At 35.0% G+C, this 13,242-nt stretch carries 11 protein-coding genes and 1 pseudogene; 3 read left to right on the top strand and 9 right to left on the bottom strand.

Annotated features, from left to right (window positions below; genetic code table 11):
* Window positions 1-92: 92 nt before the first annotated feature.
* The 3 genes from SJY24_RS14785 to SJY24_RS14775 form a co-directional block, all read right to left on the bottom strand.
* The gene (locus SJY24_RS14785; protein WP_377865167.1) at window positions 93-1,190 is read right to left on the bottom strand and encodes a HAMP domain-containing sensor histidine kinase; all 1,098 of its coding nucleotides are present in this window, start codon (window positions 1,188-1,190) and stop codon (window positions 93-95) included.
* Complete coding sequence (locus SJY24_RS14780) at window positions 1,183-1,881, bottom strand: response regulator transcription factor (protein WP_377865166.1); 699 nt, start codon at window positions 1,879-1,881, stop codon at window positions 1,183-1,185. The genes SJY24_RS14785 and SJY24_RS14780 overlap by 8 nt, the downstream gene beginning before the upstream one ends.
* Before the next feature lie 425 nt (window positions 1,882-2,306).
* Window positions 2,307-3,488 (bottom strand): YhgE/Pip domain-containing protein, encoded by a 1,182-nt coding sequence (locus SJY24_RS14775; RefSeq protein ID WP_377865165.1) that lies wholly within the window; start codon window positions 3,486-3,488, stop codon window positions 2,307-2,309.
* A 170-nt stretch (window positions 3,489-3,658) separates the two neighbouring features.
* Between SJY24_RS14775 and SJY24_RS14770 the strand changes: the two genes are divergently transcribed.
* On the top strand, window positions 3,659-4,276 hold the full coding sequence (locus SJY24_RS14770) for a TetR/AcrR family transcriptional regulator (RefSeq protein ID WP_377865164.1): 618 nt from the start codon (window positions 3,659-3,661) through the stop codon (window positions 4,274-4,276).
* Window positions 4,277-4,331: 55 nt separating this feature from the next.
* Here the strand turns inward: SJY24_RS14770 and ppsA are convergent, their stop codons facing one another.
* From ppsA to SJY24_RS14745, 5 genes and pseudogenes are all read right to left on the bottom strand, one after another.
* Window positions 4,332-6,938, bottom strand: coding sequence for a phosphoenolpyruvate synthase (gene ppsA / locus SJY24_RS14765; protein ID WP_377865162.1), 2,607 nt, complete (start codon window positions 6,936-6,938; stop codon window positions 4,332-4,334).
* Window positions 6,939-7,070: 132 nt separating this feature from the next.
* A complete protein-coding gene (locus SJY24_RS14760) occupies window positions 7,071-7,352 on the bottom strand; it encodes a YolD-like family protein (protein WP_377865161.1) in 282 nt (93 codons plus the stop codon).
* A 139-nt stretch (window positions 7,353-7,491) separates the two neighbouring features.
* Entirely contained in the window at window positions 7,492-8,052 is a 561-nt protein-coding gene (locus SJY24_RS14755) for a GNAT family N-acetyltransferase (protein WP_377865160.1), read from the bottom strand.
* A gap of 191 nt (window positions 8,053-8,243) precedes the next feature.
* A pseudogene (locus SJY24_RS14750) lies at window positions 8,244-8,528 on the bottom strand (DUF6262 family protein); the annotation flags it as partial.
* 537 nt (window positions 8,529-9,065) lie between these two features.
* Window positions 9,066-10,460 (bottom strand): exosporium glycoprotein BclB-related protein, encoded by a 1,395-nt coding sequence (locus SJY24_RS14745; RefSeq protein ID WP_483861732.1) that lies wholly within the window; start codon window positions 10,458-10,460, stop codon window positions 9,066-9,068.
* Window positions 10,461-11,169: 709 nt separating this feature from the next.
* Between SJY24_RS14745 and SJY24_RS14740 the strand changes: the two genes are divergently transcribed.
* Together SJY24_RS14740 and SJY24_RS14735 are read left to right on the top strand one after the other, a co-directional pair.
* The gene (locus tag SJY24_RS14740; protein ID WP_377865158.1) at window positions 11,170-11,943 is read left to right on the top strand and encodes a sulfite exporter TauE/SafE family protein; all 774 of its coding nucleotides are present in this window, start codon (window positions 11,170-11,172) and stop codon (window positions 11,941-11,943) included.
* 41 nt (window positions 11,944-11,984) lie between these two features.
* Entirely contained in the window at window positions 11,985-12,776 is a 792-nt protein-coding gene (locus SJY24_RS14735) for a sulfotransferase family 2 domain-containing protein (protein ID WP_377865157.1), read from the top strand.
* Between the two features lie 94 nt (window positions 12,777-12,870).
* Here the strand turns inward: SJY24_RS14735 and SJY24_RS14730 are convergent, their stop codons facing one another.
* Window positions 12,871-13,176, bottom strand: coding sequence for a DUF6262 family protein (locus SJY24_RS14730; RefSeq protein WP_377865156.1), 306 nt, complete (start codon window positions 13,174-13,176; stop codon window positions 12,871-12,873).
* Between the last annotated feature and the right edge of the window lie 66 nt (window positions 13,177-13,242).

Here is a 13,242-nt window from a genome sequence, read left to right as displayed (position 1 = left end):
ACTTTTTCATTACCAGTTCCTCCTTTACCTAACATACGTATAGGATAGAAAAAACTAATTAAATAAAAAGTGGGGTAAACATTAAATTTTTATTAAATTCTTGAACTCTCTTCTTTTGGCAATCTTACTTCAAATATTGTTCTAATTACATTACTCTCAGCAGAAATCTTCCCATTATGTTGCTCAATAATATTTCTAGCAATATATAATCCAAGGCCCGTACTGTTTTTATGGACTGTTCTTGCTTTATCACCTGTATAAAACATATCGAAAAGATAGGGCAAATCTTCTTCTGGAATGCTTTCTCCATAATTAACAATCTGTACAACAACATCTCCATCTTCAATATATCCATTCATATCAATAAAGTGTCCTTTATTTCCGTATCGAACCGCATTTGTTACAAGATTTTCAAATACACGAGCTAACAAATTCCCATCACCATTAATAAATAAATGAGGTTCAATATTTGATCTCACCTCTAATTGATTCTTTTCCAGTAATGGGTATAATTCCTCATCTAGCTGAATGAGTAATTCACGTATATTAATGGATTCTTTATCTAATTTTTGTACGCCATAATTCATTCGTGTGATTTCAAACAACTCATCAATTAAACTTTCAAGTCGTTGTGATTTTGCAAATGCAATTGTAGAATAATATTCAATCTGTTCCTTCGTTAAATTCTCCTGTTTGAGAATTAAATCTAAATAACCAAGCACAGATGTCAATGGCGTTCTTAAATCATGGGCTAAGTTTACAACAAGCTGATCTTTACTACTTTCAGCGAAGTCGCCTCTTTCAACCGCCTCTTTTAATTTTCCACTCGCTATATTAATTTCACGTGCAATATCGCCAAATTCATCATTTGATGAAATATAAACCTTATTTGCAAAATCTCCTTTAGCCAGATGATGAATGCCATTAGAAATTTCATCAAAATACTTTAAATATTGTTTTGTTAAAAAGAAAAAAAACAAAGTAGATAGTAGTGCGACGGAAATAAAAGAAAGATAAATATTTCCTCTAACCAGAAGTAAAATGTGTATATAATCTTCATGACTAAACCTCATTCTTAAACAGAAACCTACTATTTTAACAAGTATATATGTAACACCAGCTGCTAACACCATACTTAGTGCAAACAAAGCAATCATTTTAAAACGAAAACTTCTCATCATGTTAGCCATTGAAAGTATAACCTACCCCCCATACCGTTTTTATTAACTTATTCTTTCTTGTATCCTCCCCAATTTTTTTTCGTAAAGTACGAATATGTACCGCAACTGTACTTCCACCATCGTAATAATCATCCGCCCACACTTGCTGAAGGATATTTTCCACACTGTATACTTTTTTCGGATGGCTCACTAATAAATATAAAATATCAAACTCTTTTGGGGTTAATTCAATTTGTTCTCCGTATACATTTAGCTTTCGTTGCTCAAGATTAATAACCACTCCGCCTACTTCTAAAACGGATTTATTCTCCTCTACTTTCGGTTGATTTAACGTAAAAAATCGACGTAATTGTGCATTTACACGCGCAACTAATTCAATTGGTGCAAAAGGCTTTGTCATATAATCATCCGCACCTAGTACAAGACCTGTCACCTTATCAAAATCAGATGTTTTCGCGCTTAGAAAAATGATTGGCATATTATGCTTCACACGAATTTGCCGTGTTACTTCATAACCATCCATTTTTGGCATCATAATATCTAAAATAACTAAATCAATTGGTTGCGATTGAATGATAAGAACAGCTTCTTCTCCATCAGTAGCTTTCACAACATGATAACCTTCTTTTTCTAAATGTATCCCAATTAATTCAGCAATTTCCACCTCATCATCCACTATTAATATTGAAATCTGCTTCATTTCGCTCTTCCTCTCATTCCTTTTTCATACGTTCAATTTTAAACTAGTCTATTTTGTTTATACCATCTTAAAAGAACATTATTATGAGATCCTTATTTTTTAGAGATAATCTCGAGTACTATATTTCTTATGCATTTATTTTTGCATGTTTATGTTTTGTTAACTTTGCAACACCCTCTACGATTTCACGTTGTATAGTAAAAAATGTAGAAAAACTAACAAAACTAAAGTATATCAGAGATAATAATTATATATCACAACAAATTTTTTAGTAGGATTTCTTCATCCCAAGCCTAGATAATGGACAGTTAGCTTAAAAAGCAACTAACTCCCTTTCATTATATCAATATATTTTGCACCCTTACTTGTATTTCAACATAAAAACCGCTTCACTACTAGTGAAACGGTTTTTTCTTTACTTATTTTTATGCATTCACTTCAGTTTTTTGTTCCTTTACTACCGTACGTTTGAAAGCAGTCGCTAGAATGATAACCATACTTATCACACCAATCCAAACGAGCACAGTAACAGGTATACTCCAACTTAACCCTTTTCCAAAGAAGAATATTTCTCTAAGCCCTTCAATCATAAATCGCATTGGCAACCATGCGTACACCCAGTCTTGGTAAAATGGCGACAACATTTCAGGTGCTAACGATAATAACGGTGCTCCGAAGAATAGTAAGAGAGCAAATAAACCGATTCCCTTTAGTCCAACTATTGAAAGTACCGCCGATATCATTAAGAAGAAACTAAAGGATGTAATAGATAAGAACAACGCTGTATCCGTGAAATTCGAAATATTTAAACCTACCATGCCATCTGCGATCCATGTAAGCCCAAATCCAATGACAAGTGTCGCAATAGCTCCTGTTATTATTTGTTTTAGTTTTAATACGAAGTTTTCTTTTCTTGTACCTACTGGCATTTTACTTATCGCAATAAAGATAATTGCTGCGCTCGCTAAACTTGCAATCCATAACGGCTGGAATAAAGACATTGGCGAGTTACCGTTCGCACTATTTTTGCCGATTTCATTCACATTTGTCACTTTCTTCGTAATAGGTGTGACTACATTTGAAACTTGATCTGCTGTTAATGTAGCTCCTTTTGCTTTCAATCCTTCTAATAGTTGTGTACGAACAGTATTGTTCATATTATCAACTATACCATTTAACATTTGTCCTGCCATAGTTGATGCCGCTGTATTCATTCCTTGATTTATTAATATTTCTATCTCTGGCGAAGATGGCTGTGGTGTTCGTAATGATGCTTGTTTTGTGCTAAAGTCTTTCGGAATAACTAACGCTGCGTAATACTCTTGATTATTTAAGCCTTTTTGAACTGCTTCTTTATTTTTCACTTCTACCCACTTCACCGCAGGTTCTTCATCTGATTTTGATGTCTTTTTCATATTATCAACAATCGTTTGCCCCATATTCATCTTCGGTTGATTCGGAATTTCTACTCCTTGATCCTCATTTACAACTGCGATTGGTAAGTTTTTCGGCTTAGGTTGAACGGTTGGAAATAATGTTAATGAAAAAATAAAAACAACAAGTAGTGCAATAACTGGAGATAACAATAAAAGTTTATTTTTAAACATTTTCTTTTCTCCTCCTTTAATTTGATTTATAATAACCAACAACGTGTTGTTTATTTATATTTGAATTATATGTTCGAGTTGAACCTTATACAATAATCAAAAATCGTGAATGTGTCGGTTATAAGACACATCCTTGAAATGTGTTGGCTAAAATGAAGGAGGGACATACTTTGCGCGATAGTAATTTAGATTTACGTGTTATTCGTACGAAAACTGCCATACGAAATGCATTAGTGGAATTAATTGAGGAAAAAGGTTTTGACGCCATTACAGTGAAAGATATTACAACGAAAGCAAACATAAATCGAGGCACTTTCTATGCACATTATCAAGATAAATTTGATTTAATGACGAAATGCCAAGAGGAAATTATGCATGAGTTTTCTAGCATTGCCAAACAGAGATTGCCTGAAGTTATTGCTGATCTTGGATCAAGCCCTTCCCCAACAATGCCATTTATACTTATCGCTTCTATCCTTGAATTTCTAAACGAAAATAGCGATTTTATGAAAGCTGTACTAAGCCCAAAAGGAGATTTATCTTTCCAAACAAAACTGAAAGACTTTATGTGGAAAACACTATTTGAAGATACGAATGGTCCTCTCATTAATAAGGAGTATTTGCTTGTCCCAAGCCAATACTTAACTTCTTATATGGCATCTGCTCATATAGGTGTTATTCAGCAATGGTTAAATAACGGGCAAAAAGAAACACCTGAGGAAATTGCTCGTATTTTATCAACAATCGCAGTTCATGGACCTTTTTATGCGGCTGGTTTAAAGAAATAAGTCAGCTATATAATAAAAGATCATCCACTATAATAGCGGATGATCTTTTATTTCATTACAATACTTCAATATACCCTTCTGTTCCATGTACCCGAATTCGCTGTCCGTCTTTTATTCGTTTCGTAGCATTCTCTACCCCAACGACTGCTGGCAATCCGTATTCACGTGCAATCACTGCCCCGTGCGTCATGAGCCCGCCAACTTCAGTAACTAACCCTTTTATAGACACAAACAATGGTGTCCATCCAGGGTCAGTAAAGGCAGTAACTAATATATCTCCATCTTCTAAATTCGCATCTTCCATATTTAAAATAATGCGTGCTCTCCCCTCAATCACTCCTGAAGAAACAGGCACACCTACGATTGCTTCAGCCGGGAGATTTTCTCGTTTATATTTACCTGTAATGATTTCTCCATCAGACGTGATAACACGTGGAGGCGTTAGTTTTTCATATAATTTGTACTCATTTTTCCGTTTATTAATAACCCCGTAATCTAGTTTATTCGTGCGGACGACTTCGAGAAGTTCTTCAAAAGTTAGATAGTATATATCTTCTCTTTCATCAATAACGCTATTTTGCACGAGTTGCTCGGCTTCTTTCAATATTGCCTGCTTATATATGAAATAGCGATTAATCATGCCGTATTTTGGATATTCACGATAACCGATAAAATTCCGGATGTTACGAATCATTCGCTTCGTCTCTTCTATTTTTTGTTTACCATCCGGCAAATGCTGTAATCGATCTACTAACTCTTCTTCTTTTTTCAAAGCCTCTTGCAGTCCTTCTTCAAACTTCCGCTTACTCGCGCCAGTTTCAAAATCTCTTATATTATTTAAAATCATCGGGATAATAGTTGTTGGCTTTTCACTCCAGCGCGTTTTCGTAATGTCAATTTCTCCGCTACACCTCATCCCGTATTTATTTAGAAAAGTTCGAATGGCATCTCGAGCTTTTTCTCCGCCTTTAAATTGAACTAATTCATCTAAAAAACTATCATTTTCTACATGTTGTAAATACGCAATAACTTCTGGATACGGCCGAATCATATCAGCAACGTCTAGTAATGCTAGCCCCATTTCAGACGTAATATTGTTTTGTACGGATTGAGAGAGTGTGTCTGCTGCATTCTTTTCGCCTAGCCATTGCTCCATCTTTTCATTCATCCATGTTGAAGCATTCATACCAGCCATAATGACAGCAATACTTTGCGGATTAAATAATACTTTCTTTAATTGCTGAATATCTTCCAAAATAAACTCAAGTACATCCACCCCTGATTTTGTTTGCATATTTCGTTTTAACTCTTCAAGTGATGCTTGACTAGTCTTTATTAAATCCGTAACGATTGCCGGATCGTTTTCGATTTGTGGTTGCGAGCTTGTAGGTGGCACACTTTTACCAACACTCTTTTCTTTTTCATCATCCGGTAACAATTTAATAAAATCATCTCGCTCGACTACAGTCGTTAATGCATCTCTTATGAGCGGATCCGATTTTCCTAAAGTATTTATTAAGAAATCTCTGCTAGCAGGTGAAGCTAATCTTTGTGTAGCATCCACAAACAGCCTTCCTCCCGCTTTACGCATAGGAGCATTAGTCGTTAACAGGAAAAAAGATAACCCTAGTGGTTTCATCGCATCGGTCATCATTTGTTGATGGCCAACCGATATATACACATGATTCTCCCCATCATTTTCTTCAGGAATTGGATATAAAGTCGTAATTGGGCGACTTTGGACAATATAAAATGTATCATCCACTAAACACCATTCAATATCTTGCGGACAGCCAAAATAAGCTTCGATCTGCCTTCCTATCTGTGCTAGTTGTAAAATTTGTTGTTCAGACAATGTTTGAAGCTTTTGCTGAACCGGATCAATCTGTTTCGTCTCTGTTCCGCCCTCTTTTAAAGCATAGATAGCTAATTTTTTAGTCGCGATCATCGTTCCGATAATTTCGCCTTCTTTTACTTTATAATTATCGGCAGAGACCAGTCCTGATACTAACGCCTCACCAAGCCCAAAACTAGCATCAATTGATAACACCTTTCGGTTAGAAGTAACCGGATCAGCAGTAAATAAAATGCCCGAAGCCTGCGGGAAAACCATTTTTTGAACGACAACATATATAGAAACTTGGCTATGTTCAAAACCATTTTGTATTCGGTACATGACTGCTCGCTCTGTAAATAAAGAAGCCCAACACTTTCTTACATGCTGTAAAATTGCTTCTTCTCCGATAATATTTAAATACGTATCTTGTTGACCAGCAAACGAGGCATACGGTAAATCTTCAGCCGTGGCACTAGAACGCACGGCATACGCATGTTCATTTCCAAAACATGAGAGATAATGAGCTACCGCTTCCACTACATCAGAAGGGATTTCTACTGCCATAATAACATCTCTAATCTTCTTACTAATTTCACCAATTTGAGCTCGCTCTTCCATTTTCAGCTTTGTTAGCTGCTGCAACAAAGTGTGAAGCTCTTCATTTTGCTCGATGGCCTTTTCATACCCTACCGTTGTAACACAAAATCCTTCTGGCACTTGTAAACCTTGAATTTTGGATAACTCCCCTAAATTCAAACCTTTTCCACCAACGAGCGAAAGCTGTGTGTTTTCTATTTCCTGAAAATCGAGAACGAAAGAACTCATGTAACATCTCTCCTTACTATGCGTGTGTTCTTGATTGTAGCAGTAGTAAATGAGAATAAACAGTCTATTTCGAACTTGATTTACATGATATAATTAAGTTAGGAAGAGATAATTATTTTTATTTCTCCCCCTCTAATTCACTTCAATTACATCAACAAACTTAAACATTCGTTTATTATAAAATACATCAGTACATATAATCGTCTCATTTATTGGATTAATATTGACTACTGTTATGTAATTTTTATATAGATAGCCATCCTTATAATATGTAAGTAAAACCTCTTCTTCACCTAAAAATGAACATAGCAGCTTATTTTCAATCATTTCCTTTGCATCCCGCGTTAAGATTGGACGTGGGACTTTCGTTTGTTCACTTATAATTTCTTTAATAACTGCGAACTGCTCTGGCATACTGGCCGTTCGTTATCAAGACCTAAATTGTAAAAAGTCATAAAAAATAAAGGGCGATACATATTAGACATGACTAATATGTATCGCCCTTTTACTTCATGTTCAACAATCGCGCCCTATTGTTGAATAATGTTCAATTTCAAACGAATAAAGCCATTAATATTAAATCTTGATAGCCATCATCCAATTTTACACCCTTTGCTTTTCTACCCTCTTCAAAAAAGCCTAGATTCTTATATAACTGGATTGCACCTAAATTATCTTCCATTACCTCAAGACAAACTTTTTCAATCTTACTGTTATTTTTAGCCCAATTGATTAACGTTTCTAGAAGAGCTCTTCCAATACCATAATTTCGATATTCAGGTAGTATGGTCATCGCAAAAGCCCCTTGATGATTAATTTTTTCTTTGTTTCCGTTCTTAAAATCTATTGTACCGACTAACTTACCATCAACTTCAGCAATAAACTGTACATAATTTGGATTTTTATGATAAGCTTTTAACGTTTTTTGAATACCATCAACACTCATCTTTTTTACATCCTCAACCGTACTTAACATGTATGGAGCGTTTATTAAAGCCTTTGAAGCAGAATTTAGCATTCTTTCTGCATCCTGTTCTTTAGCTTCTCTAATTATTACTGTTTTTCCATCCTTAGATTTATAAGTAAAAACATTAGTTGATAATATATTACACACACCCTTTCGAAATATAATTAATCGGATTTTTTAACTATTCCACAATTCTTAAGTAAGAGAAAGTCGTGTCACCTTTTTCTGCAATTGCTCTCCTTTAACTTAATAACAATTATTTCAAATATTTTTAATTTTAACAAGAATTTATTCCGTTATATGACCCGTTTGTTGAACAAGTAGGAAACGGATTGCCCTCAGTTTTTTTTATAAACTTCTGCATAAGCAAATTTTAACTGCTCACGTAGTTCTTTATTTTCCTCATCTAATTTCTTAATTTTACGTTTTAATGAAGCAATAATGGCGTCCTTATTGTTTTCATCCGTTTCCCGTTTAATTTGCTTTTGGGTAGAAACTTGGGCTTGTTGCTGACGTAAGGATTCAATCCGTTCACGTACTCCAGTATTGTTGTAGAGCGTTGCTTTAGCAACACCTGCCTCACTTGCTACGCTATTAAAATTGATGTTCTGATTAGCTGGCACGGATTACTCGCAAACAAATGGATACTTGCGGTCATATCCATGAAAAACTCATCTATTCCGTTGTCAATATTATTTCTCACTTAAATACACTATTTGAATTTTTAAGTATAACTTCATTTTAAAAGGTCAGGTGTTTAAAGAGCAGTAATAGCATTCGAAATTTACGTACACTTTGCAAAAAATGTCACGTTCTATGTGCAGATCACTTAAACTCTTTAAAGAACGGAGTAATAACAACTGATTGACGTCGATATTTTTAGGAAGAAGACTAACTATTAACGATATTCTTTTTACTTACTAAAAAAGAATGATTCAAAATTCAATTTATGTTATGTACTTATAAAAAAGATTTGATATACGATATGGGTATATAAACCCATGCAGTATTAAAATAAAAATACACCTTCAATAAATGAAGGTGTATTTTTTCATTTCTATCGCTTTTAAATGAGTTATTACATTGGTTAATTTGATTTATAAATATTAAAACCTCATTCGAGACTTGTATAAAGATCAAAATAGTAACCTTAAATGCATTTAATTAATGCCTAATCCTGCACTTGCATAACCCGTAATAGTATTAACAAGTGAAACACCAGAAGCTGTAGCAGAAAAAACTAATAAAAGCCTTGTTGCTGGGGTTACCGGAATATTCAATCCTGTTATTATCCCAGATGATATAGTTCCTAGAGCTAATGCACCCGTTAAAGGGGGGGCTAAAGTAACTATTGCCCCTGGAATCGGGCTAAAAGTATTATCTGGAGTAGTTGACTGATACAATTGCGCAGTTAATGTCACTGTCGTACCAACCAAGCTTAATGCGACAGTAATACTAAAATATGCTGCTAACGAAGTAATGGTACCACTACGCGGCATTGAAAATGCAAAATTTATAATGGGTCCTAATGCCGTACCAGTCAAATCAATATTCCCACCAACAAGCGATATACCTGTTGCTGAATTCCCAAATCCAACTAGACTTGTTGTCCCTATCAGTCCACCCACAATTGTAGTCAGAATTACCGGGCCACCAGAAGCAAATGGTATAATCGCTCCGCTTCCGGTTGCTCCCGTTCCTCCCGTTGGTCCTGTATTTCCTGTTGTTCCCGTTCCTCCTGTTGGACCTGTACTTCCGGTTGCTCCCGTACTTCCGGTTGTTCCCGTTCCTCCTGTTGGACCTGTACTTCCGGTTGCTCCCGTGTCTCCTGTTGCTCCCGTACTTCCGGTTGCTCCCGTTGGTCCTGTCGGTCCTGTATTTCCTGTTGCTCCCGTATCTCCTGTTGAACCCGTACTTCCGGTTGCTCCCGTTGGTCCTGTCGGTCCTGTATTTCCTGTTGCTCCCGTATCTCCTGTTGAACCCGTACTTCCGGTTGCTCCCGTTGGTCCTGTCGGTCCTGTATTTCCTGTTGCTCCCGTATCTCCTGTTGAACCCGTACTTCCGGTTGCTCCCGTTGGTCCTGTCGGTCCTGTATTTCCTGTTGCTCCCGTATCTCCTGTTGAACCCGTACTTCCGGTTGCTCCCGTTCCTCCCGTTCCCCCTGTTGGTCCTGTACTTCCGGTTGCTCCCGTTGGTCCTGTCGGTCCTGTATTTCCTGTTGCTCCCGTATCTCCTGTTGGACCCGTACTTCCGGTTGTTCCCGTATCCCCTGTTGCTCCCGTATCTCCTGTTGGTCCTGTATTTCCTGTTGCTCCCGTATCTCCTGTTGGACCCGTACTTCCGGTTGGACCCGTACTTCCGGTTGCTCCCGTTGGTCCTGTTGGACCCGTACTTCCGGTTGTTCCCGTATCCCCTGTTGCTCCTGTACTTCCGGTTGCTCCCGTGTCTCCTGTCGGTCCTGTAGGAAATGTTATTGATGGAATTGGTGGAAAAGTAGGCCCAATTAAATCAGGATCTATTGCATGAGCTTGAAGCAATTCATATATTTTTTGCATTTCATTTTTATCAGCCACATCATCAACTCCTATAATACGACTGCATTATATTGATATGCGAGATTATATTACACTTCATTTATCTTTATATAATATGTGTTCCCGCTACTATTATGCTCCTTATATCATAGCTAACTTTTTAGGTACTATTAAATTATTTTATTAAGATGTTAACCTCCCTTCAATATTCAAATACTGATGTTATTTTCACCATTAAAAAGGAATATTTTTTAAACATTTTTTATACTTTCTTTATGCGCATGGGACAGGTTCATGCAATATGCACAACAAACTGAAGATCTTCGTTTAATTCTTGAATGACAACAACTTTTTAGCTTTATGTAATCTATATAGCCTAACCTCAAGATAAACAAATTCACAAAAGAGCGTATCCTTATAACTATTTTCACACGTATGTCGGCTGTACCGCTATTTAAATTTCAATGTGACTAGAAATTTCAGATACATATATGAGTTATTTTTAATACACTAACATTTCATCTACAAAATTAAGCACCCTTACATTGGTATTTAAATACAATGGTATGACTAGTTATCATTTTTCATTTAGTTACTCTTTCTTTTGATATGTATGGATATAAGAAAAATAGAATTTTTTCACCAAATATCCCTTATAAATCCCCATATATAACGGCTATTTAAAAATGGTAACGAATAGTAAGAGCCATCAGTATGGAAGGGGAATATAATGAGTATTTCTATTATAATGATGGGTTTCATCATAGGAGTGTTAGTTGGGGTAACAGGGATAGGAGGCGCAGCATTATTGACTCCATTTCTCCTAACATTGGGTATAAATCCTTCCGTAGCTGTTGGAACAGATCTAGTATATAATTCTATCACTAAAATGTTTGGAATATCCCAACACTGGAAACAGAAGACTATCAATTTTAGATTAGTAAAATATCTAGCTATTGGGAGCATCCCTAGTGCAGTTATCGCAATAGTAACTATTCATTTTTTGCCAATTTTTCATTACAATCGAGAGGGAATCATAAAATATATATTAGGATATGTTTTAATCTTTGCAGCAATTTCTATTTTTATAAAAACATTTTTCTATAATGAATCTACACAAAATTTTTTTCAAAAACAGACTATGGCACAAAAAAAGAGCCTAACAATTCTTATTGGTGCAATACTCGGTTTTATCGTGGGACTTACTTCTGTTGGATCAGGCTCTTTATTTGCTATTGCAATGATATATTTATATCAACTGAGACCATCCGAATTAGTAGGCACAGATATTACACATGCTTTTTTATTAGTAACAGTTGCAAGCATATTAAATATAAATTTAGGAAACGTAGATTATATATTAACAATTAATTTACTTATCGGTTCTATTCCAGGAGTCATACTTGGTAGTAAATTCTCCACTAAAATCCCTGTTAAACCTCTTCAAATATTTTTAGCTATCATTATTTGTATCAGTGGACTAAAGCTAGTTATCCCTTATTGAAAACGTTTTATGTTTTTACTATATAAGAACGGAGGTTCAAAATGAATCATACAGAACTATATAATTTTATCCTTAAGCAAGAACGTATACCTCATTTTCATAAAGATTTCCCTCTAATCTTGTTTTGGAGCCAAAAAAGTGGTTGTACGTCGCTAGCACACTGGTTTTTTTATCAAATTAATTTATTTAAAGAAGCGATAAAATACAACCCGTTCATTCACAACTATGAGTATGAAGTATATAAGAACTCTACACATTATTTAGCACAATTAGCGAGTGGATTACAAGCTAAAGAGAATAATACTTACAAACTAGTAAGAAATCCCTATAGAAGAGCAGTAAGTTCTTTTGTTGCTCTGATTCCGCCACCAAATATCGAGAATCCTGCATGGAAACCCATTCGACAATTTCTGTATGGTGATGAAACCTGCAATAAACCCATTTCCTTTAAACTATTTTTGTATTATTTAAAAGCACACATGACGAAATTAGATCAAGTAGATCCTCACTTTACACAACAATATATACAAGGGGAAGAGGAATTTGTTACGAACTATATTTATCTAGAAAATTTCAACACAGGAATTTCGAAACTAGAAGAAGTATATAAATTAAAAAAATCACCATTAGATCTGTTATCAAAATCTTGGCATTATCAAGGGAGTAAGATGATTTACAAAGGCGTTTATGCAGAAGGTGATATTACAACACCTCTTTTCCCGAGACTACCTACTTATGATAGTTTTTATGACACAGAAACAATTCAATTGGTTCAAGAGATATTTGCAAAAGATTTTAATATGTATCATTATGCTTTAAATTCTTTTTCTTAAAATAAAAGTGTTCAAAGTCACTGGCTCTATTAAGTGTGTTATCTTAAAACTGATACGACGATATCATATATTTATAAATTTTCATACACTTTTTCTAATTCTTTTTTAGTTGTGTTTTTAGGTGCTCATTTTCACTTTCTAATAGCTTGTTCTTATGTTTTAAAAGGTTGATCTTATTCTTTAAAGTTTCTATGATTACATCTTTTTGGGCATCAGATGTCCTTCTTTTTACCTTTTTAAAATCATATATGCCTTCTTGCTGTTGACGTAACTCTTCAATCGTTTTTTTGATTAAGGGTTCTCTATATAAATATACTTTAGAAACAAGTGCTTTTTCTGAAACTGAATTAAAATTGATTTTTACTCCTTCTTTAATCATTAACTGTATTACTTTATCCACTCAATATTGCGTTTTCTTCTTTTTTTAGAAGCTTAATTCAATAACCCCGTTGTATTCGGATGTTTA

The sequence above is a fragment of the Bacillus sp. R86525 genome (genome assembly GCF_042466195.1).
Taxonomy (GTDB): domain Bacteria; phylum Bacillota; class Bacilli; order Bacillales; family Bacillaceae_G; genus Bacillus_A; species Bacillus_A nitratireducens.
The sequence above is the reverse complement of the archived record's forward strand: the minus strand, read 5'-3'. Positions and strand labels throughout refer to the sequence as shown.